We start from the raw sequence: 21,520 nt of genomic DNA, 5'->3' as shown, positions 1-21,520 counted from the left end.
GTCAGCCCTTCATACCGGAGGTCGCCATGCCTTCCACCAGCCTCTTCTGGAAGACCAGGAAGCAGATCAGCGTGGGCAGCAGGGCGAGTGTCGACATGGCGAACATCGCGCCGTAGGAGGAGCCGCTGGTCTGGTCGAGGAACAGGGTCAGGCCGAGGGGGACGGTGAAGCGGTCGTTCTGCTGGAGGTAGACCAGCTGGTGGAGGAAGTCGTCGTAGGTCCAGATGAAGGTGAAGATCGTGGTGGTGATCAGGGCCGGCCGCATCAGCGGCAGGATGATCCGCCAGTAGATGCTCCACGGGTTGGCGCCGTCCACCATGGCCGCCTGGTCGAGCTCGCGCGGTACGGAGCGGATGAACTGGACCATCAGGAAGATGAAGAAGGCGTCCACCGCGAGGAACTTGGGCACGATCAGCGGCAGGTAGGTGTTGATCCAGGTCAGGTTGTAGAAGATCGTGTACTGCGGGATCAGCACGGCCTGGGTGGGCAGCATCAGGGTGCCGAGCATCAGGCCGAACCAGATCCTCTTGCCGCGGAACTCGAAGCGCGCGAAGGCGTAGGCGGCCAGCGAGCAGGAGACGACGTTGCCGATCACCGCGCCGATCGTGACGATCAGCGAGTTGACGATGTACAGGGAGAAGGAGTTGCCGGAGCCGCTCCAGCCCTCGGAGTAGTTCTCCGGGCGGACGCGGCCGGGGATCAGGCCGGGGTGGGTGAAGATGTCGGTGTCGGGCTTGAGGGAGCTGCTCAGCATCCACAGCAGCGGGTAGAGCATGACGACGGCCACGCCGACGAGCAGGGTGTGCACGAGGATGCGGCGGGAGCCGGTGAGCGAGCGGAGCCTCGCGAGCGGGGACGCGTTCGGGGTGAGGGCGGACATGGGTGAGCTACTCCTCGCTCAGTCGTCGTAGTGGACCCAGTAGCGGCTGGCGACGAAGTTGACCGCCGTGAAGCCGGCGATCACCAGGAACAGCACCCAGGCCAGCGCCGAGGCGTATCCCATCTGCAGGTCGGTGAAGCCCTTCTTGTACAGGTAGAGGGAGTACAGCATCGTCGAATCGAGCGGCCCGCCGGAGCCGTTGCTGATCACGAAGGCGGGCGTGAAGGTCTTGAACGCGTCGATGATCTGCAGGACGACGTTGAAGAAGACGATCGGCGTCAGCAGCGGCAGGGTGATGCGGAAGAACCGGGTGACGGGGCGGGCGCCGTCGAGCGCGGCCGCCTCGTAGACGTCCTTCGGCAGCTGCTTCAGGCCGGCCAGGAAGATGACCATCGGGGTGCCGAACTGCCATACGGCCAGCAGGACGAGCGTGTAGAGGGCGCTGTCGGGGCTGGAGATCCAGTCCTGGCCCTTGATGCCGAACCAGGCGAGGAAGTCGTTGAACAGGCCGTCCCCGCCGAAGACCTGCCGCCACACGATGGCGACGGCCACCGCCCCGCCCAGCAGGGACGGCAGGTAGAACGCGGCCCGGTACAGGCCGATGCCCTTCAGGTCCCGGTTGAGCAGCATCGCCACGCCGAGGGCGAGGGCCAGCTTCAGCGGCACGGAGACGAGGACGTAGACGAGGGTGGCGTGCACCGAGTCCCAGAAGACCGGGTCGTCGGCGAACATGCGGGTGTAGTTGTCCAGGCCGACCCACCTGGCGGGGGTGAGCAGGTCGAAGTCGGTGAAGGACAGGTACAGCGAGTCCAGCATCGGATAGATCGTCAGGCCGAACAGGCCGACGAACCAGGGGGCCAGGAAGAGGTACGGCCACCAGCCGCCGCCCCGCCGTCTGGCGAGGCGCCGGCGCATGCGGTCGCGCTCCCGCTGGTCGGACGGTGCCGCCGGAGCGGGCGGCTCCTCGGCGACCTCGTCGGTTGTCGCGGTGGTCATACTCATCTCCCTGGCCTCTCCCGGGTCTTGCGAAGGTGCGGCGCGGCCTACTTGGCCAGGATCCCGGCCGCCTGGTCGAAGAACTCGCCCAGCTGCGCCTTGATCGACTTCTTGCCGAAGGCGACGGCGAGGTTGGACTGGAACAGCAGGTCCCAGATCTGGTCGGCGCCCTGGGGCGGCGGCACGGGGGCGGGCAGGGCGTCGGTGGCCTTGGACACGCGCCTGGAGATGTAGTCCGCCGTCGCCATGTTCCGCTTGTCCGTGTCGTTCAGGCCGGCGGAGATCAGGCTCCGGGCCTTCTGTGTCGGCGGGATGCCGCGCAGCAGCCGCATGTCCTTGATGGCGGTGGGGTCCTGGGCGAAGAAGTCCATGATCTGCACGGATTCGGCGACCCGCTTGCTCGCCCTGGTGGCGCTCAGCAGCACACCGCCGTTGACGAAGTTGCCCTCGCGGGCGCCGGAGAAGTCGCCCTGCGGGGTCGGCAGGAAGTCCAGCTGGGCGTCGGTGATGGAGCCGCCCGCGCCGTAGACGCCGGAGTCGAAGGTGAACAGGGCCTTGCCGATGACGACGGCGTTCTTGGTGAGGTCGTTGTGCGCGGCGGAGGTGACCGCGGGCGGCGGGCAGGCGTGCGTCCGGCGCATCTGCGCCCAGTACTCCCACCACTCCTGCAACGTGTCGGCGGTGAAGCCGAGCTTCTTGCCGTCGCCGGAGAAGAACTGCTGCCCCTTCTCGCGGGCGAAGATCTCGAAGCACTGGAGGGTGGAGCCGCCGCCGTCGTCGACGCCGTACGTCTTCCCGCCGCTCTTCTTGTAGACGTCCTGGGCCGTCTTCCTCAGGTCGGCCCACGTCCACTCGGGGTCCGGGTACTTCAGGCCCAGCTTCTCCAGGCCGCTGCGGTTGACGGTGAGCTGGTTGACGCCGATGCCGGAGGGGACGCCGTAGAGCTTGCCGTCGACGGTGCCGGCGGCCAGCAGGGTCTTGGAGAAGCCGGTGAGGTCCAGGCTCTTGCCGACGTAGGAGTCGAGCGAGGCGAGGACGCCCTTGCGCGCGTACTGGGCTACCAGGGCGGTGTCCATCTGCAGCAGGTCGGGGGCGCTGCCGCCGGCGATGTTGGTGTTGAACTTGTCGAAGTAGCCGTCGTAGCCCTGGTAGGTCTCCTGGATGCCGATGTCCGGGTGCTTCTCGCGGAACTGGGCGAGCGCCTTCTTGTAGGCCGCGTGCCGGTCGTCGCTGCCCCACCACGTCATGGTCAGCTTGTCGCTCCTGCTGCCGGCACCGGTGCCTCCGGCGCAGGCGGCGAGCGTGCCGCCGAGTGCGCCGGCGACGGCCAGCCCGCTCGCGGTGCGGAAGAGGGTTCTGCGCGGGATCTGGTGACCCACCGGGTCCTCCCTGAGGGTGCGTGACGGATTTCCCCGGCCGCCGGGCGGCCAAGGGTGCATGTGTGTCCGGAAGGTGCGCTCACCGGGGTGCGGCCTCGCCCGGCCGCGCCGCCCGTGTCGGGAGCGGTCCCCGGCCCTCCGGGCCGGGCCGCACGAGCACGCCCTCGCGCGGTCGCCGTACGTCGCGTACGGTCAGGACGCTCACCCGGGCCGGTGTCCCGACCGGCCGTAGAAAGCGCTTGTCCGGACATTGGCAGACCGAGCGTGAGCCGTCAATCCTCAGGGGCGCGAGGCCTCGGTCACGTTTTGGACACCCCGGGCGACGGCGAGCCGGGCGGCGCCCACGACGGTGCCGAGTTCACCGAGCGTGCTGCTGACCACCTCGGTGGGCCAGCTCAGGCGCGCCAGTTCGGCCCGCACCCCGGGCAGGAGCTGCGGGTCGGCCCCGGTGCCGCCGCCCAGCACGATCAGCCCGGGATCGAGGACGGCGACCACGGCGGCGGCGAGCCGCCCGACGTCCGCGGCATGACGGGCGACGACGGCGCGGGCCGGCTCCAGCCCCTGCGCGGCGAGCGCGAACAGCCGCTCGGTGGTCCGCGGGCACGGGCCGTCGCCGTCCCGCCAGGCCCCGGCGGCCCGGCGCAGCAGGGAGCGGGCGCCCATGTAGTCCTCCAGCGCCTCCAGGCGCGGTTCCCGGCCCTCGTCCCAGGGGTAGGGCAGCCGGGCCAGCTCACCCGCGGCGCCGTTCGCGCCCCGCACCACCCGGCCGCCGATGACGATGCCGAGGCCGACGCCCACGCCGATGCGCAGGTAGCCGAAGGTGCGGCGGCCGCGGGCGGCGCCCTCGTGCAGCTCGGCGAGGGCCGCGCAGTTGACGTTGTTCTCCAGGTGGACCGGGACACCCGGCGGCAGCGCGACGGCCATGGCGTCGAAGACGGGGCCGGCCTTGGCGGTCGCGGGCCGCATGCCCGCGCCCTGCCGCTCGGCGACGTCGCCGACGGCGACGACCACACCGCGCAGCGGGGCCCCGGCGGGCAGGGCGCCGAGCGCCTCGCGGACGGCGTCCGCGGCACCCGCCCGGGAGCCGGTGGCCTCGGCCAGCAGGGTGCCGTCCAGGGCGCAGCCCCGGACCCGGGTGAGAGCGGGGCCGAGGTCGACGGCGAGCACCGCGCCCGCGGCCGGTCCGAGCCGGTAGACGGCGGCCGTGCGGCCGGTGCCGCTGGAGGCCGTGCCGGAGAGGGCGGCGAGCCGCGCGCCCTGGAGTTCCGCGACGGCGGCGGACACCGTCGGTTTGGAGAGGCCGGCCAGGCTCGCCAGTTGCGGCCTGGTCGCGCTGCCCGCCTGGGCCAGCACGGCGAACACCGCGCCGGCGCTCTCGGTGAGGCGGGGGGCTGCAGCCACGTCGTGTTCCACGGTTCTCCCACGGATCAGGGCCGCACCCGGTGAGCCCTGGTGCCCAGGGAGTGCGGCCATGGGATGTCCGGCGCCGCGCGCCCGGCGCCACGGGCGTTCCGGGCCGGGTGCGCGGCGCTCTTGACGCACTGTACTTCGTTAGTTAATTTCCTAACGAACCTCACGGTACTCGCCTGCCGTGCTCCGCCAGAGGCCCGTCCCGGGGCTTCCCTACCGCTCCGCCTCGTGTTCCGTTCCCGGCACGGTTCGCCCGCCGTCGCAGCTCAGCGCCCGACGAAAGAGGTCCCGTGCACGATTCCCCGCCCCTGTGGGTCGGCATCGACGTGGGGGGCACCAAGACGCGTCTGCGCGCCCTCGCGGGTGACGCCCTGGTGGCCGACCGCGTCCGCGCGAGCAGCGGCTGGCGGCCGCACGACCCCGCGGCCGCCGCCGGCTGGCTCGCCCGCCTGGTCACCGACGCCCTGCCCGCGGGTGTGCGCCCGTCCGCCCTGGCCGTGGGCGGCCACGCCTGCGAGACCCCGCGCCAGTGCGCGGAGATCCGCACCGCTCTCCGGTCGTACGTCGACGCGCCCGCGCTGGTCGTCGGCGACGCCGAACTCCTCGTACCGGCCGCCGGGCTGGACAAGGGCGTCGGTCTCGTCGCGGGCACCGGCTCGGTCGCGGTGGGCCGTGCGGCCGACGGCACCCGGGTGCAGGTCGGCGGCTGGGGCGCGGTCCTCGGGGACGAGGGCGGCTCGGCGGGCCTGGTCCGGGAGGCCGCGCGGGCCTGCTGGGCCGCCCACGACCGCGGCGAGCCGCCCGACGCGCTGGCCGGCGCCCTCACCGAGGCCTTCGGCGTACCCGAGGTACCCGCGCTGGGAGCGGCGCTGGAAAGCGCCACGGACGTCTCCGCCGAGTGGGGGCGGCACGCCCCCGTCGTCTTCTCGGCGGCCGCGGCGGGCTCCCGGCTCGCGCGCGAGGTGATCGACGCCGGGGGCCGCTCGCTGGCCGCGCTCGTCGGCCGGCTCGCCGGCCGCGGTGTCGTCGTGGACGACGTGGTGGTGGCGGGCAGCACCGTGCTCGTCCAGCCGCCGCTGTACGGCGCCTTCACCGCCGCGCTGGCCGAGGCGCTGCCGGGGGCCCGGCCGCGGCCGCTGCGGGTGCCGCCCGTCAACGGTGCGGTGGAGCTGGCGCGTTCGCTGCGGTGACCGGCGCGGTGAGCGGCGCACTACGCGTTCACCCGTCGCACACCTCCGGGCGGCCGCCGCCTCCCCGCCGGGTCATCAACCAGTCCTAGACATGCACCCGTTCACCATTTTCCTGCTTATTTCCCCTCCGTCTCCCCTGCTTTCCCGACGGGATCGCACAACCGCGCACAACGCGAGCGGTGTTCCCGTGGGCCCTCCCCCGTGTCGCACCACCGAAGATCAGAACTGAAGAGAGGCACACGCATGCCGTCACTCGCCGGGCACCGCACCTCCTCGCCGGCCCGCGCCGCCGCTCCGGACCGGCGCGGGTTCCTGAAGACCTCGCTGGGCGCCTCGGCGGGCGTGCTGGCCACCCCCACCTTCGCCGCCTGGCTGTCAGCGGCCGACGCGAAGGCCGCGACCGCCCCCGCCGCGTTCGTCGACGACTACAGGAGCAACACCGCCGCGAACCTGACCCCGGAGACCAACGCCGTCGTCCGGGTCCTCGGCGGCTTCGCCCAGGTGTGGAAGACCGGCTCCGCCTGGAACACCGGCGTCCCGCTGAGCCCCGAGGTGCTGCGCGCCGACATGCGCTACTGCGCCCGGGCCACCGCCGAGCGCACGGACGCACAGGCGAAAGAGGCCTTCGTCTACGACCGCCGGCACCAGAGCTACGCCATGATCGACGGCCTCGGCCCGCTGGCCGGCCTGTACACGGCGGGCGCCAAGGCGGTCACCTCGATCACCAGCGCCCCCGACGGCACCCCGGCGACGACGGTGAGCGACATCCTGCCCCCGGACGCCCCGGCCGGCTCCGCGCTCGGCGCGGGCTCCCACGACTCCGCGCTCGGCAGGGTCGCCGAACTGGTCGACACCGTGCGCGGCCCGTTCGCCTCCGGCAACCCCGCCAAGTACGCCTACCAGTACCCGCGCCCGTGGCGGCTGAACGAGGACAGCGAGGTCGTCGACACCGGCAGGACCGACGCGTTCGGCTTCCCGGTGTACGACTCCCCCGTGGTCGTCGCGCCCCAGCTGCTGCGCCAGCGCGGCACCTCCGCGGCCGACGACGGCGGCTTCCCGAGCGGCCACACCAACGCCTTCCACCTGGCCGCGCTGGCCTACGCGTACGCCGTGCCGGAGCGGTTCCAGGAGCTGGTGACGCGCGCCTTCGAACTGAGCCACACCCGGATCGTGGCGGGCATGCACCACACCGTCGACGTCATCGGCGGCCGGATCATGGCCACCGCCCTGGCGGCCGCCGCCCTCGCCGACCCGGCCAACGCCGGCCTGAAGGCGGCGGCCCGCGCCCAGGCCCTGGCGTACTTCACCGAGCGGACCGGCACCACCGCCGACTCGCTGTGCGCCTACGCGCACCCGGACACCGACCCGTACGCCGACCGGGAGGCCAACGCCCGCGCGGTGCGCGCCCGGCTGACGTACGCGCTCACCCGGCAGGGCCGCGACCTGCCGCTGACCGTGCCGAAGGGCGCCGAGGTGCTGCTGGAGACCCGGCTGCCCTACCTGGACGCGGCCCAGCGCCGCGAGGTGCTGCGCACCACCGGGCTGCCCTCCGGGTACGTGCTGCTCGACGGCTTCGAGCAGTGGGGCCGGCTGAACCTGTTCGCGGCGGCCGACGGCTACGGCGCCTTCGACTCCGGCGTCACGGTCACCCTGGACGCGGCCGCCGGCGGCTTCTCGGCGGCCGACGCCTGGCGCAACGACATCGACGGGCGGGGCGGCCTGACCAAGCGGGGCACGGGCACGCTGGCCCTGACCGGCCGGAACCGCTACACGGGCGGCACGGTGCTGGCCGGGGGCACGCTGGTCGCGGGCTCCGAGGACGCCCTCGGCCACGGTGACGTGCGGGTCTCGGACGGCACCCTGCGGGTGCCGGGGCGGCTGCGGGTGCGCGGCGGCCACGCCCAGGACGCGGGCACGCTGGAGGTCACCCTGCGCGCGGGCGGCAAGGCTCCGCTCATGGTCAGGCACCTGGCGGTGCTGGGCCGCTCGGCCGTGCTGTCGCTGCGCCTCGACGAGCGGCGGCCGCCGGCACCGGGCAGCACCGTGCCGGTACTCGCCGCGCCCCGGCTGTGCGGGCAGTTCGCCCGCGTGGAGGTCGACAGCGCCGGGCTGCGGGCCGTACCGGTGTACACGGCGGAGGGCCTGTCGGTACGACTCGTGAGGCGGTGACGCCGCCGGGGGGCGGGAGTGTCGCTGGGGCGGTGCTCCTCGGGACCCCGCTCTCACCGTGCTGGAGCCGGGCGCACGGCAGCCGCAGGGGGCACACCTCCCCTTCGTCGCCCCGGGCCCCTGGGACCTGAGCAGGCCCCGGCACGCCCCGGGCGCCGCGCGGCCGGGGGCCGGGTGACGGCGTGCGGAGAGCGGATGCGCCGTAATGGGTCCGGCAGCGGTTCCTGACGGCGATCCTCAGCGCCGTCACGGCGCGCGGTGCGGCCGGCGGCTGACGGCTGACGGCTGACGGCTGACGGCGGCGGCACCGTACGCGCCGCTGCCGCACCTGATCCGGCCGACGGCGGTCATGGCAGGCTCCCCGGACGTCGCACTCCCGGTACCGCCCGCCCTGCGCGAAGGAGACGGCTGCGACAGCGTACCGACCGTCATCGTCCCTGCTAGACGCGGCCGGTGCACTATGTTGAGTGGTCGTGGGAGACAAAGGAGGCCGACCGGTGTCCTCGCCGCAGCAGGCACGCGCCCAGGCGTCAGCGATCAGGTCCGGGAAGACCGCGCCGGAGGCCGAGGCCGCGCCGACCTCCCAGCTCAGGGAGCTGTTCGACGGACCCCGGCTGTCCCCGGGGCAGCGCCGGGTCGCGCAGTACCTGATCGAGCACATCACCGAGGCGGCCTTCCTGTCGATCACCGAGCTGGCGGACCGCGTCGGCGTGAGCCAGCCCTCGGTGACGCGCTTCGCCGCCGCGGTCGGCTTCAGCGGCTATCCCGCGCTGCGGGAGAAGCTGCAGTCGATCGCGCTGAGCACGCTGGCCGGGGGGCCGGGTGAGGTGAACCGCGCCAACGAGCTCCAGGCGGCGGTCGACGCCGAGATCCAGAACCTGGAGAACCTGCGCCGCGACTTCGCCGACCCGGACCGGGTGATCCGGGTCGGCCGCGAGCTGTCCCGCTCCGCCCCGCTGACCGTGCTGGGCCTGCGCATCTCCGTGTCGCTGGCCGAGTACTTCGGCTACGCCGCCCGCCGCATCCATCCCGACGTACGGCTGGTGACGCGGGGCGGCAGCGTGGCCTACGACGCGCTGCTGCAGTCCCGTGAGGCCGGCGGCACCTGGGTGCTGGCGTTCGCGATGCCCCGGCACGCGCAGGAGACGCTCACCGCGCTGCGGGTCGCGCGCGACGCGGGTCTGAAGGTCGCGCTGATCACCGACCTGGCGCTCGGTCCGCTGGCCGACGAGGCCGACGTCACCTTCGCCACCGGTACCGGCTCCCGCCTGGTCTTCGACTCCTACGCGGCGCCCGGCCTGATGGCCGCCGCGCTGCTGCAGGCCATGACCGACGCGGACCCGGAGCGCACCCAGGGACGGCTGGAGAAGTACGAGCAAGTGGCCGACCAGCAGCAGTTCTTCCTCAGGGACTGAGGCGCGGGCGGAGATCCTCCCACCGTACGGGGATCATTCACCACCCAGCACGCATGAATGTTTTCATACGTCTTGCCAAGCGGACGGCATATATAAATACTGCTCACGGATCGCACCCGACCCATCCCGGCGCGTTCCACCCCGCGGGCCCCACGCTCGCACCACCGCCCCGAGAAAGTCGACGAACCGCCCATGCGCCTGCACACCCGCTCGACGCGCCGGTTCCCGACCGACGGGGCCCCCGCTCGGACACCCCAAGCCGCCGTCCCCTACCCACGTCGGCGCCGCGGGTGTTCGGTGGCGCGCCGCCTCGGCGACGCGCCCGTGGCGGCCCCGGTCATCCCCTAGGCCGGGGCCGCCCCACACCGTCGGACCACCCTCACGACGCCGCACACCGGAAGCGAAGACCATGCCCCTGACCACCACGCGCACGAGCCCCGACTGGCCCTGCCAGGTCAAGATGCCCGGCAGCTACGACTGGGAACGCTCGGCGGCCAAGTGGCTGCGCGACCTGATCCCCGCGCGCTACGCCAGCTACCCGGCGCTGATGCGGCATCCGGTGCTGCTCGCCCGGCACGCGCAGATCCAGGTCCAGCAGGAGATACGGGTGGCCCGGACCGCGCTGCAGACCGCCCGGGCCGAGCTGCCCGTCCTCGGCCTGCCGGAGTCGGTCATCGAACACACGATCAAGCTGTACGCGGCCGAGGTGCTGCAGCTCCAGCACATCGCCCGCAGCGTCCGCGCGGTGACCGAGGCACTGGCGGCACGCGGCACCGGCCGCTGACGCCTTCCCGTACGCGCCCCCGCGGCGGCCCAGGCACCCGAAGGCGGCCCGGAAACCGGACGCGCCTTCCCCGGGCAGCCCCGAGGGCCCTCTCCCCGCATTCTTACCGACAGTTCACCGACCGCGAGCCGATCACGGAGTCTCCGTGCCCTTTCCGCGAGGGCCGGGCCCGGACTCCCTCTGGGCAAGCCCTGGTCGTTTCGGTCGTATCCCCCGGAGCCCCGTGAACCCGTGGGCGCCACCCCCGGCCGAGGCGTCCAGGTGGGAAGACGGCCGGGCAGACGAGTGATCGGAGCGGCCCACTTGTGCGATGCTCGTCGCGTGACGAGCGAGCCCGCGCCCTCCGTGGACCCCGGCACCGGCACCGACGTGACGGCGCTGGCCAAGGTCGTGGCCCGGCAGCGGGCCGAGATGGAGCGGCTGCGGAACGCGGCCGCGGTCACGGCCGTACTGGAGCGCGCCAAGGGCGCCCTGATGGCGACGACCGGTTGTTCCCCCGACAGCGCGCACGAGGAGCTGGTGCAGCGCGCCAAGGCAGGGGGCCGCACGCTGCTGGAGGAGTGCTGGCTCGCCCTGGGCGCCCTGCTGCCGCCGGAGCAGCAGGCCGCCGCGACGGCCGGGCTGGAACCGCCCGGGGCGGCGGACGCCCCTTCCGCCGCCGTCTGGGAGAGCGCGCCCGCCGGCACCGGGGACATCGCCGAGGTCCTCGCCCGCGTCGGCCGGGACCTGGTCGGGGTGCGTTCCCCGCAGGAGCTGGCCGGATGCCTGCTGGAGCACCTCGGGCCCGAAGTGGGCGCCGACGCGGTGATCTTCTACGGGCGGCTGCCCGAGGGCGGGCTCGAACTGATGGGGCACGCCGGTCTGGACGCGCCCCTCGCCGCGCAGTGGCGCCGGGTGCCGCCCCTGAGCGGCGTCACGCCGCTGGACATCCTGGAGACCAGGGAGGCGTGCTGGCTCGAGGACGTGTCCCGGGAACGTCAGGGGCACCTGCTGATCGGGGGCCGGCCCGAGCGGTGGCCGTCGCGGGCCTGGCTGCCCGTTCCGCCCGGTGGCTCCCCCGGCGTCGCGCTCGGGGTGATGCGCCGCCAGGCGGGCCCGTTCCCGCGGCGCCAGCGGGAGCTGCTGCGGGCCGTCGCCCGGCTGTGCGCGGGCCGGCTGCGCGCCTTCGACGCCCCGCAGGAGGGTACCGGGGACCGTGTCGCGCAGACCGTGCAGGCGGTGCTCGACGCCCTGCCGGGTGCGACGGTGCTGCTGACCCCGCTGCTCTCCGGCTCCGGCGAGGTGGAGGACTACCGCATCGACGCGGCCACCCCCGAGGCGGTCGACGTGTTCGGCCGGGCCGGACGGGACATGCTCGGCAAGCACATCCTCGAGAGTTATCCGTCCGTCGCGGGTGAGCCGCTGTGGCGCGGCTACCTGGACGCGCTCACCACCAAGGTGCCCTTCGAGAGCGAGCCGTTCGCCTACCAGGACGTCGCCGACGGGGTGCCCGTCACCGCCACCTACTCGGTGCGGGCCGCCCCGCTCGGCGCCGGGCTGCTGGTGACCTGGCTGCGGCACGACCCCGTGGAGCGCCAGGAGCAGCGGCTGTCCGACGTGCAGCGCCTGGGCAATCTCGGCTGGGCCAACTGGAACCTGGTCACCCAGGAGATCGCCTGGTCCGCGCAGGCGTACGCGGTGCTCGGCCGCGCCCCCGCCCGCGGGCCGGTCCGCCTGGAGGAGCTGCCGGACCTGGCGCTGCCGGAGGACGCGGGCACCCTGGCCCACGCCATCGCCGACCTGGTCCGGCACGGCCGGCCGTTCGACGTGCCGTTCCGGGTCCGCGCCGCCGAAGACGTACGGCACCTCAGGTTCGTCGCCGAAGCCGTCACCGAGCCGGACGGCACCCCCGCCGAGGTGCACGGCTTCGTCCAGGACCTCACCCCCCAGCGCAGTGCCGAACTGGCCCTGGTGGAGAGCGAGCGAGCGGTGCTGCTGCAGCGCGGGATCCTGCAGGCCGAGCGGGCGCTGGCCGCCCGGCTGCAGCACGCGCTGCTGCCGCTGCCCAGCGAGCCGGTGCGGCTGGCCGGGCTGTGCGTCGACGTCGCCTACCTGCCCGCGCAGTCGGGCATCCACGTCGGCGGCGACTGGTTCAGCGCCGTCGAACTGCCCAACGACGACGCACTGTTCGTGGTCGGCGACGTGGCGGGCCACGGCATCGGCGCCGTGGCGACGATGGCCCAGCTCCGGTTCACCGCCAAGGGCATGGTCAGCACCGGCTCGTCGCTGACCGGGGCCCTCGGCCGGCTGAACCGGCTGCTGCTGCACTCCAGGGACAGCCGGACCACCGCCACCATGGTCCTCGCCCGCTACCACCCCGGCAGCCGCGTCCTGACCTGGGCGCAGGCCGGCCACCCGCCGCCGCTGCTGGTGCGCGACGGCAAGGTGCGCTTCCTGGATCGCCCCGGCGGCATGCTGCTCGGCGCGAGCGCGAACCCGGTCTACGAGTCGGCCGAGATCCGCCTGGAGCCCGGAGACCGGCTGCTGATGTACACCGACGGTCTCATGGAGCGCCTCGGCGAGGGCCTGGACATGGGCTTCGCCCGGCTGGCCGAGGCGGTCCGGGTGCACACCTGCGGCCCCTCCGGGTCCCTGGACGCGCTGCTCGACACGATGCTCGGCCAGCGGCGGCGGGACGACGTGTGCCTGCTGGACATCCGGATGCCGGTGGACGGCGAGTAGCGTCCGGCCACCCGCCCTCCCCGGTCGCCGTCCCGGTCCCGCCGGTGTCACTCCACGGGGTGCCCGGCCTCGATCGGCAGCGCGTCCGACAGCCGCAGCAGGGGCCCGCCGGGGCCCTCGCCCCACCGGACCGGGTCGAGGACGAAGCCGACGTGGTCACCGCCGTCGGTGCGGTGCAGGACGGTGCCGACGAACCAGGCCGCCGCGTCCGCGAGGACGGCCGCCCCGCCGTGTCCTTCGTGCCACGCCACCCGGGCGAACTTGTCGACCTCGTCGCCGGTCTCCCCGCCGAAGAGTTCCGCGAGACCGCGCTTCTCCCGGGTGAGCAGGTGGACGGCGAGGCAGTGCGCGGAGCGGGCCACCCGGTAGGTGCGGTTGGCCTTGGACAGCCACACCACGAACCGCCGGGGCCGCATCGAGCACTGCGAGGCGAAGCCCACCAGGCAGCCCGCCCGTTCACCGTCCGCCGTCGCCGTCACGACGCACATGTCCGGGTCGAGCCGGTCGAAGAAGCCGTCCAGGTCCGTCATGCCGCTCCGCTCCCTCCGCGCCGTCGCCGCGTCCTCAGCATGCCCCGGGACACGCGTCCGACGCGGCCCTCGGGTCAGCCGCCGGTGCCCGGGCCGGTCCGGGACTCCAGGGCGCGCCGGGTGTCGTCGCCGTAGACGCCCCTCTCGTCGCCGCTGATGCCGTACCAGAGCTGGAAGCGGGCCACGGCCTCGGTGAGGACCGCGTCGTAGGTGCCGCTGGTGGAGCCGTCGCGGTAGACGTCGGGGATGCGCAGCAGGCGCAGTTGCAGGTCGGTGACCCGGGGGCCGGAGTCGCCCTGGCGCAGGGTGCCGGCGCCGTCGGGGTCGTCGGCGGGTGCGGTGGTGACGGGTGGGGCCGGGGCGGTGGTGGCGGCCGGGGTCGTCGGGGCGGTGCGGGCGGGCTCCGCGGTGGCGGTCGCGGGCCGGCCGGGCAGCAGCAGGGCGCAGGCGAAGCCGACCAGGGCGGCCGCGCCGACGGCGACCGTGACCGCGGCCCGGCGCAGGCCGCGGCCGTGGCCGGAGGCTCCGGGGGCGCCGCCTCGGCCGCCGGCCGGGAACGGGGGGAGTTCCCGGGTCTCGTCCTCGGCGCGGGGTGGCCGGGGCGTCGCCGTGTCCGGCCGGGGCGCGGGGCCGAAGGACTCGTACGTCTCCCGCTCCGGGCGCATCTCCCGCATCAGCTCGGCGAGGGCGTCGAAACGGCGCAGCCGCTGCACGCGGACGGGTTCCAGGACCGGACCCGGGGGCGGCCGGTGGGGGTCGGGCGGTGTCGGCACTCTGCTCTCCTCTCCGTCCACGGGAGTCGCGGTCCCGTGCGGGGATACGGCGGGAGCGGCCGCCCCGTTCAGGCCGGGACGCGCGCCGCGTGGACGAACCGGCCCAGGGAGGACGTCAGCGCGGCGACGAAGGCCTCCCGGGCGTCCTCCGCGAGGGCGTCCAGGGAGAGGTAGGGGTTGAGGTCTTCCAGTTCGACCAGCAGCAGTTCGCCGTCCGGGGCGCGGCAGGCGTCGACGCGCTGGATGCCGTGGCCGAGGCCGTTCCAGTCGATGAAGCGGCGGGCGAACTCCAGGTCGGCCGCGGTGGCCGGGTACGGCTCCAGCTCCCAGCGGCGCGCCGGGTCCGGGGCGTACAGGGCGTACTGGAAGTCGTCGTCGACGAAGTAGAACGACACCTCGTAGGAGAAGTCGACGCACGGCTGGATGAGCAGGGCGCCGTCGGCGAGGCCGGTGAGCCGCCCGGCGGGCAGGACGCGCAGGCCGAGCGAGTCCGCGCCGAGCTTCGGCTTGACCACGTACCGCTCCGCCACCGGCAGCCGCTGCACGTCGGCGGCGCGGTCGACGGTGGGGATGACGGGGAAGCCGGCGGCGCCGAGGTCGAGCAGGTACTGCTTGCCGGCCATGTCCGCCTTGCCGGTGAGCGGGTTGTAGACCGGGATCCCGTCGGCGAGCGCACGGGTGCGGAAGGCCTCGTACTCGCTCTGGTAGCCGAGGACGGGCCCGCTGTTGCGGACGACGACGGCGTCGTGGCCGGGCATGAGGGCGGTCGCGTCCAGCGGGTGGCACAGGGCCAGGTCGAAGTGTTCGCGCAGCCGGGAGGTGAGCAGGATGTCCTCGTCGCAGTAGCGGCGCCCGCGGGCCTGGTACGCCAGGTCGGTGACGTAGAGGAGACGGGGGCGGGCGGCGGGCATGCGGGGTCTCCTCGAGCAGGGCCGGCACCGGCACGGGGGCCGGGGCGGCGACGGTGGAGAAAGGTTACGTCAGAGCACTCAGTTCCCTCACGAGGGGGCAATCACTGCACTGAGTGTCATGAACTGCCGCCGGGTGCTACGTTCCCGTTCATGAGCTCCAGCAGCGCGGCGCCCGCCGCGAAGCCGCCGATGCGGGACGCCCTGGTGGCGGCGGCCTTCCAGCTCTTCCTGGAACGCGGGTACGAGCAGACGACGGTGGACGACATCGTGGCGCTGGCCGGGGTGGGCCGGCGCTCCTTCTTCCGCTACTTCCCCTCCAAGGAGGACGTGGTCTTCCCGGACCACGAGCGCTGCCTCGCCGACATGACCGCGTTCCTCGCCGCGAGCGGGGAGGAGGACGAGCCGGTGCGGCGGGTCTGCGACGCGGCCCGGCTGGTGCTGCGGATGTACGCCGAGAACCCGGCCTTCTCGGTGCAGCGCTACCGGCTCACCAAGCGGGTGCCAGGCCTGCGCGCCTACGAGCTGTCGGTGGTGTGGCGCTACGAGCGCGCGCTCGCCGAGTACCTGCGCACGCGGCTGGCCGGGCGGCCGGACGGGACGCTGCGGGCCGACGTGATCGCCGCCGCGGTGGTGGCGGCGCACAACAACGCCCTGCGCTCCTGGCTGCGTTCGGACGGCGAGGGCGACGCGGACGCGTGGGTCGACCACGCGCTGGGGTACGTGCAGACCGCGTTCGCCCGGCCGGAGCCCGCCCCGGCAACACCGGCGGCACCGGTCCCGACCGTCGCACCTACCGCGCGTGCCGCCCCGGCCGGCGCGGGCGCGTGGTCGGAGCGGCCCGACGACGTGGTCGTGCTCGTCACGCGGCGCGACGCACCGCTGTGGCGGATGGTGCGGGAACTCGAGGCGGCGCTCGGCCGGGCCTGACCCGGCCCGGACCCCGGCCCTGCGCGCACACCGGGTCTCCACAGATTCGGGGTACGGAGTGCCTTTACGAGTGACACTGAGTGCCATACCCTGTCGCTCGTGCACGGTGGCACGGCAACCGCGCACAGGCGTGCGCGGCTTGCGTCCGGGCACGCCGGATTCCGGCCGAGCGCAGGGAGTTACCAGCGTGTTCCACCACTCAGCAAGCGTCTCGCACCCGGCGGCCGGCTCCGCGACGGGTGTGCTCGAACCCGGGGCCGCGGACTCCAGGGACGCCATCTGCTTCCAGCGCTGCACCTGGTGCGGCACCGCGATGTACCACCGGCTGCTGTGCCCGGTGTGCCAGGGCAGCGACCTGCGCACGGAACGCAGCGAGGGCATCGGCACGGTGCGCCACTCCACCGTGGTGCACCGCAACACCCCGGCGGCGCGCAACGTGTCCCTGATCGAGATGGCCGAGGGCTTCGTCGTCCGGGGCCGGGTGATGGGGCCGCCCGTCGGCATCCACAGCGGCGACCGGGTGCGGCTGTCCACCGCCAAGGACCCGGTGCGCGGCGAGCCGGTCTTCCAGCTGGTCGACGAGCCGTACCGCGCCTGGACCTGAGCCCATCGGCCGTGCGCCCGCCCCTGGTTGGCCGATAACCGCGCATGGTGATCATCCACTTCCTCCACACAGACAACCCACAGGGTGTCCTCCCCGTCCTCCGTGAGGCGAGGGGCGCCCGGGACCGCCGGGACGCCCGAGGTCGGGGTTCGAGGAGGAACTGTGGTCCGTGCCCGGCACATATGGGTCACCGCCACCGCGTTGCTCGCGGTGGCGGGAGCATCCCCAGGGGCGGCAGTCGCGGAGGATCAACCACCGTCGGCGACAGGGGCGTCGAGCGTCACGGAGGGCCGGACGCTGCCGCCCGGTTGGGCGATCACTGGCGGGCGGTCGGCGCCGCGGCTGGTGTGGCGGTCGGACCGGCCGGTGCCCATGGGCGACGCCCGCGTCGAATTCCGGGCGGACGGAAGGCTGTTGGGAGTCCCGCGGCCGGGCGGGGACGGGCACACCTTCGGGCTGCGCCTCGACGGACCGCGGACCGGTGAACTGCGGGGCCTGCAGGTCTGGTCCGGCGGACGCCGGCTGGACGGCACGGGGCCCACCGCTTCCCCCGGCGCAGCGGTCCGCCCGCCCGCCCCGCTGCCCGCCAATGCCGTGGACCCGGGCAAGCCGGGGCCGTACCACACCAAGTCCGGCGAGTACCGGCTCCGTTCGGTGCGGCTGCCGGGCTTCGCCGCCCCGGTGGAGATGCGGGCGGTGGTGGTCTCCCCCACCGGTGCGCACGGCCCGCGTCCGCTCGCGCTGTTCCTGCACGGCCGCCACTACACCTGCTACAAGGGCCACGACATCACCGGCGACTGGCCCTGCCCGGCCGGCACCAAGGCCGTGCCCAGCCACCGCGGCTACCTGCGCGACCAGAAGCTGCTGGCCTCCCAGGGCTACGACACCGTGTCGATCTCCGCGAACGGCGTCAACGGCCAGGACTTCGCCGCCGAGGACGGCGGCGCGCAGGCCCGCTCGTCCCTGGTGCGGCTGCATCTGGCGCACTGGGCCGACTGGTCCGCACACCCCGCGACGGCGCCGGCCGTCGTACGGGACGCGCCCCGCGCCGACCTGTCCCGCGTCCTGCTGGTCGGTCACTCGCGCGGCGGCGAGGGGGTGAGCCGGGCGGCGCTGGACAGCCTGTACCCGCCGCCCGCCGCGCAGGACGGCTACCACGGCCCGGTGCGCTGGACCGTGCGCGGCCTGGTCCTCATCGGCCCGACCGTCTTCGGCCAGAACCCGGTGCCCGACGTGCCGTCGGCGACGATCCTGCCGGGCTGCGACGGAGACGTCTCCGACCTGCAGGGCGAGGTGTACGTCGACGGCACGCGCGCCGTCAGCCGCGGCACCGCCCTGCACAGCGCCGTGTACGTGGTCGGCGCCGACCACAACTTCTTCAACTCCGAGTGGACTCCGGGGCAGGCCGCCGCGCCCGCCGAGGACGACTTCTCGGACGACCCGCACCACCCCGACCCGGTGTGCGGCAAGCGGGCGGCCACCCGGCTGACCGCCGACCAGCAGCACCGGGCCGGCTCGACCTACATCGCGGCGGCCGCGCGGCTGTTCGTCGCCGGTGACGACCGGGTCCGGCCGCTGCTGGACGGCTCCGGGAAGCGGGCGCCGTCGGCGGATCCGGCGCGGGTCCTCACGCACGCGGTGGGCGGGCGCCGGGGCGCCGGGTTCCTGCCGGACGGCACGGTGTCCGTCACCGGCGGGCGGCTGTGCTCGGCGGTGGACTCCTCCCCCGCCAAGTCGTGTCTGGACCAGGGCGCCAAGGGCGTCTCGCCGCACTTCGCGCAGTGGGAGACGGGGCCGGAGGCCGGCCGGCACGCTGTCGCGCTGCACTGGACGCGGGCCGGTTCCGCGGCCCGGGTGCGGGCCGCGGAACCGTTGTCGCTGGCGGGCGACAAGGCGCTGGCGCTGCGGCTGTTCGTGCCGCCGAACTCCCGGGGCACCCGCCTGGACGTGGCGGTCACCGACGCCTCCGGCCGCCGGGCGCTCCTCGGCCGGATCGACGCCGACGGGCTGCCGGGCAGTGAGCGCACCGCGTCCTACTGGGCCCGCGAGTTCCGCCTGCCGCTGGCGGCGGCCGGGCGGGCGCACCTGGACCTGCGGCACGTCAGGTCGCTGGAGCTGACGCCCCGTTCGGGTTCGGGCCGGGCCTGGCTGATGGACGCCTGGGGCTGGCGGCCGGGCCTGCCGGCGGTGCGGGCGGCCGCCCTGCCGCGGGTGGACGTCGGCCGCACCAGCGTCGACGAGGGCGACTCCGGGGTGCGCACCTACCGGGTGCCGGTCGAGGTGTCCGGGCACGGCAGCGGCCAGGTCCGGGTGTACGTGATCGACCCGGACACCGGCCGGACGAAGAACCGGCTGGTCACGGTGCATCCGGGCGGCCACGACATCGACGTGCCGGTCGAGGTGCGGGGCAACACCCGCTACGGCACCGACGTGTCGCACGACATCCTCGTCAAGGCGGTGCGGGGCGCGGTAGTGGGCTCCTACCGGGGCGGGCTCACCGTGCACGACGACGACCCGGCGCCCGCGGTGACCGTCACCCCCGTCGCCGACCGGGTCACCGAGGGCCAGTCCCTCAAGTGGCGAGTGGCGTTGTCGGAGGCCGTGGACGTGGACATGGGCACGATCTTCGCCGCCGTACCGGTGTCGCCGGAGCTGTCGACCAAGGACGTGTCCGCGCGCTGGCTGCGCGACACCGCCGGGGCGTCGCCGGACCCCGAGCGGCCCCTGTCGAAGGTGGACGGCGGCCTCGCCCTGTGGGTGGACATCCCGCCCGGGAAGACCAGCGCCGACGTCGCCGTCCCCACGGTGACGGACCGGGTCGCCGAACCCGCGGAGTCGGTGCGGTTCCGGCAGATCGACCCGCAGACCGGTGAGCCGCGCTCCGGCGGGCTGGAGATGACCGGCACCGTGCTCGACGCGCCGTAGCCGCCCTGAGGCTCCGGGGAGCGCCGGCTCCCCGGAGCCTCAGGGCTTGAGGGTCACCCGGATCCCGACCGTGCCGTCCACGCCGCGCCGCAGCCGGCTGCCCAGCAGGGTGAGGCGGCCCATGAGGCCGTACTTGCGGGCGATGAGATCGCGGTAGCGGGCGGTGGTGGCCGCGTCGGCGATCTGCGCGGTGGCCGGGAGCTGGTCGCCGGTGGGATGGCCGCGCACGTCGCAGGGGCTGGCGAGGACGTCGGCGCGGCGGCGGATCCGCTTGACCTTGAAGCTGTCGGCGGCCGTCCACACCCCCAGGGCGTCGCCGTCCCGGACCACCCACACGGGCGTGGCCACGGGCCGGCCGTCCTTGCGGTAGCTGGTGACGAGCAGGTACTTTCCGGCGCCGAGCCGGTCCAGCCGCGTGTCGTCCATGGCGGCAGTCTAGGAGGGCGCGCCTCGCCCGGGCACGGCGCGGGGGCTGTCGTGGCGCGCGGGCGCCTCAGGTGAGCGCCGCCGCCATGCGCCGCACCCCCTCGGTGAGGATCTCCGGTGAGGTCGCCAGGTTCAGGCGCACGTGCCCGGCGCCGCCGGTGCCGAAGGGCAGCCCGGAGTTGAGGGCGACGCGGCCGCGGTCGAGGAAGACCGCCGCCGGGTCGTGGCCGAGGCCGAGCGCCCGGCAGTCGAGCCAGGCCAGGTAAGTGGCCCGGCCCGGGTGGGGGCGGACCGCGGGCAGGTGCTCGGCCAGCAGCGCGGTGAGCAGGCGCCGGTTGGCGTCGAGGCCGGCCAGCAGCGCGTCCAGCCAGCCGGTGGCGTCGTTCAGGGCGGCGGTGTGGGCGATGACGGCGACGTGGCTGGCGCCGTGGCCGACCTCCTCCGGCATCCGGGCGAGGTCGGCGGCGGCTCCGGGCCCGGCGACGGCCAGCGCCGCCTTGAGGCCGGCCAGGTTCCAGCCCTTGGACGCGGACATCAGCGACAGGCCCCGCCCGGCGCCGGGCACGCTGAGATACGGCACGAAGGTGACGCCGGGGGCGACGAGCGGGGCGTGGATCTCGTCCGCGACGACCCGGACGCCGTGGCGCTCGGCGAGCTCCGCGACGGCCGCGAGCTCGGCGGCGGTGTGCACGGTGCCGGTGGGGTTGTGCGGGCTGCACAGCAGGAACGCGGCCCGGCCGCCGCCCGCGGTGGCCGCCCGGAACGTCGTCTCCAGCAGGTCGAGGTCGAGGCGCAGACCGGCGCCGAGCGGGGCCTCCACCACGCGGCGGTTCAGGTGGGTGACGAACTGGTAGAACGGCGGGTACACCGGGGAGTTGACGATCACCGGATCGCCGGGCCCGGTGACCAGCCGGAGCATCTCGACCACGCCGAGCATCACGTCCGGAACGATCGCCGTGCGCTCCACGGCGATCCCGTCCCAGTTCCAGCGCTTGGCGGCGAAGCCGGCCAGCGCCTCGGCGTAGCCGGTGCCCGCCGGATAGCCGGTGTCCCCGAGGGCGAGCGCGTCGGTGACGGCGCGGACGACGGGCCCGGCGAGCGGGACGTCCATCTCGGCCACCCACAGCGGCAGCACGTCCTCGGGGTAGGTGCGCCACTTCATGCTCGTCCGCCGACGCAGCTGCCCGAGGGTCAGGGCGCGCAGCGGGTCGGGTTCGCCGGGCGGGTGCTGCGGGATGCTGGTCATGCGGCCCAAGATAGGGGCCTGTGGCATGAGCGGAAACGGGGCGGGCCGGACGGACGGGGCGTGTGCGCGTCCGCGAGGACGCAGAAGAGGACGCTGAACCGGCCCGGCCGGCCCGGAAGATCACCGCGCGGCTGAACGGTGCCGGGCCGGGGCGCGTACTGAGAGTCGGGCGCTCGCGACCGGAGGGCCCCGCGGTGCCGTTCGGGCATCGCGCGTCGGGGTTTCGGGAGCCAG

At 74.3% G+C, this 21,520-nt stretch carries 17 protein-coding genes; 8 read left to right on the top strand and 9 right to left on the bottom strand.

Annotated elements, in window-relative coordinates:
- Position 1 precedes the first annotated feature (1 nt).
- From AQJ66_RS28565 to AQJ66_RS28550, 4 genes are all read right to left on the bottom strand, one after another.
- Positions 2-880 carry a carbohydrate ABC transporter permease gene (locus AQJ66_RS28565; RefSeq protein ID WP_061927833.1) on the bottom strand — a complete coding sequence of 293 codons (879 nt, stop codon included), beginning with the start codon at positions 878-880 and terminating at the stop codon, positions 2-4.
- An 18-nt stretch (positions 881-898) separates the two neighbouring features.
- On the bottom strand, positions 899-1,876 hold the full coding sequence (locus AQJ66_RS28560; RefSeq protein ID WP_061927831.1) for a carbohydrate ABC transporter permease: 978 nt from the start codon (positions 1,874-1,876) through the stop codon (positions 899-901).
- 47 nt (positions 1,877-1,923) lie between these two features.
- Complete coding sequence (locus tag AQJ66_RS28555; protein WP_061927829.1) at positions 1,924-3,255, bottom strand: ABC transporter substrate-binding protein; 1,332 nt, start codon at positions 3,253-3,255, stop codon at positions 1,924-1,926.
- 279 nt (positions 3,256-3,534) lie between these two features.
- Positions 3,535-4,656 carry an ROK family protein gene (locus tag AQJ66_RS28550; protein ID WP_244162963.1) on the bottom strand — a complete coding sequence of 374 codons (1,122 nt, stop codon included), beginning with the start codon at positions 4,654-4,656 and terminating at the stop codon, positions 3,535-3,537.
- 299 nt (positions 4,657-4,955) lie between these two features.
- Between AQJ66_RS28550 and AQJ66_RS28545 the strand changes: the two genes are divergently transcribed.
- The 5 genes from AQJ66_RS28545 to AQJ66_RS28525 all read left to right on the top strand — a co-directional run bounded on the left by AQJ66_RS28545 (position 4,956) and on the right by AQJ66_RS28525 (position 12,944).
- Entirely contained in the window at positions 4,956-5,855 is a 900-nt protein-coding gene (locus AQJ66_RS28545; RefSeq protein WP_061927825.1) for an N-acetylglucosamine kinase, read from the top strand.
- A gap of 243 nt (positions 5,856-6,098) precedes the next feature.
- A complete protein-coding gene (locus AQJ66_RS28540; RefSeq protein WP_061927823.1) occupies positions 6,099-8,024 on the top strand; it encodes a phosphatase PAP2 family protein in 1,926 nt (641 codons plus the stop codon).
- A gap of 497 nt (positions 8,025-8,521) precedes the next feature.
- A complete protein-coding gene (locus AQJ66_RS28535) occupies positions 8,522-9,439 on the top strand; it encodes a MurR/RpiR family transcriptional regulator (RefSeq protein WP_061927822.1) in 918 nt (305 codons plus the stop codon).
- A 409-nt stretch (positions 9,440-9,848) separates the two neighbouring features.
- Positions 9,849-10,223 carry a hypothetical protein gene (locus AQJ66_RS28530; protein ID WP_061927821.1) on the top strand — a complete coding sequence of 125 codons (375 nt, stop codon included), beginning with the start codon at positions 9,849-9,851 and terminating at the stop codon, positions 10,221-10,223.
- A 345-nt stretch (positions 10,224-10,568) separates the two neighbouring features.
- On the top strand, positions 10,569-12,944 hold the full coding sequence (locus AQJ66_RS28525) for a SpoIIE family protein phosphatase (protein ID WP_061927820.1): 2,376 nt from the start codon (positions 10,569-10,571) through the stop codon (positions 12,942-12,944).
- 47 nt (positions 12,945-12,991) lie between these two features.
- On the opposite strand, the gene AQJ66_RS28520 is transcribed toward AQJ66_RS28525, so the two are convergent.
- The 3 genes from AQJ66_RS28520 to AQJ66_RS28510 form a co-directional block, all read right to left on the bottom strand.
- Positions 12,992-13,474, bottom strand: a complete 483-nt coding sequence (locus AQJ66_RS28520) for a flavin reductase family protein (protein ID WP_061927818.1) — start codon at positions 13,472-13,474, stop codon at positions 12,992-12,994.
- Positions 13,475-13,548: 74 nt separating this feature from the next.
- Positions 13,549-14,247: a peptidoglycan-binding protein gene (locus tag AQJ66_RS28515; RefSeq protein WP_061927816.1), complete on the bottom strand. Its 699-nt coding sequence runs from the start codon at positions 14,245-14,247 to the stop codon at positions 13,549-13,551.
- Between the two features lie 68 nt (positions 14,248-14,315).
- Positions 14,316-15,158 carry an ATP-grasp domain-containing protein gene (locus AQJ66_RS28510; protein ID WP_061927814.1) on the bottom strand — a complete coding sequence of 281 codons (843 nt, stop codon included), beginning with the start codon at positions 15,156-15,158 and terminating at the stop codon, positions 14,316-14,318.
- A gap of 150 nt (positions 15,159-15,308) precedes the next feature.
- On the opposite strand from AQJ66_RS28510, the gene AQJ66_RS28505 reads away from it, so the two are divergent.
- The 3 genes from AQJ66_RS28505 to AQJ66_RS28495 all read left to right on the top strand — a co-directional run bounded on the left by AQJ66_RS28505 (position 15,309) and on the right by AQJ66_RS28495 (position 19,614).
- Positions 15,309-16,085, top strand: coding sequence for a TetR family transcriptional regulator (locus tag AQJ66_RS28505; RefSeq protein ID WP_061927812.1), 777 nt, complete (start codon positions 15,309-15,311; stop codon positions 16,083-16,085).
- A 187-nt stretch (positions 16,086-16,272) separates the two neighbouring features.
- Positions 16,273-16,689 (top strand): Zn-ribbon domain-containing OB-fold protein, encoded by a 417-nt coding sequence (locus AQJ66_RS28500; protein WP_061927810.1) that lies wholly within the window; start codon positions 16,273-16,275, stop codon positions 16,687-16,689.
- A 162-nt stretch (positions 16,690-16,851) separates the two neighbouring features.
- Positions 16,852-19,614 (top strand): hypothetical protein, encoded by a 2,763-nt coding sequence (locus AQJ66_RS28495; protein WP_061927808.1) that lies wholly within the window; start codon positions 16,852-16,854, stop codon positions 19,612-19,614.
- Positions 19,615-19,653: 39 nt separating this feature from the next.
- On the opposite strand, the gene AQJ66_RS28490 is transcribed toward AQJ66_RS28495, so the two are convergent.
- Together AQJ66_RS28490 and AQJ66_RS28485 are read right to left on the bottom strand one after the other, a co-directional pair.
- On the bottom strand, positions 19,654-20,040 hold the full coding sequence (locus AQJ66_RS28490; protein WP_061927806.1) for a PPOX class F420-dependent oxidoreductase: 387 nt from the start codon (positions 20,038-20,040) through the stop codon (positions 19,654-19,656).
- Positions 20,041-20,107: 67 nt separating this feature from the next.
- A complete protein-coding gene (locus tag AQJ66_RS28485) occupies positions 20,108-21,286 on the bottom strand; it encodes a MalY/PatB family protein (RefSeq protein ID WP_061927804.1) in 1,179 nt (392 codons plus the stop codon).
- Positions 21,287-21,520: the final 234 nt, after the last annotated feature.

Source organism: Streptomyces bungoensis (assembly GCF_001514215.1).
GTDB lineage: Bacteria > Actinomycetota > Actinomycetes > Streptomycetales > Streptomycetaceae > Streptomyces > Streptomyces bungoensis.
Note: the sequence above shows the minus strand (reverse complement) of the source record. Positions and strands in the feature narration are given on the sequence as shown.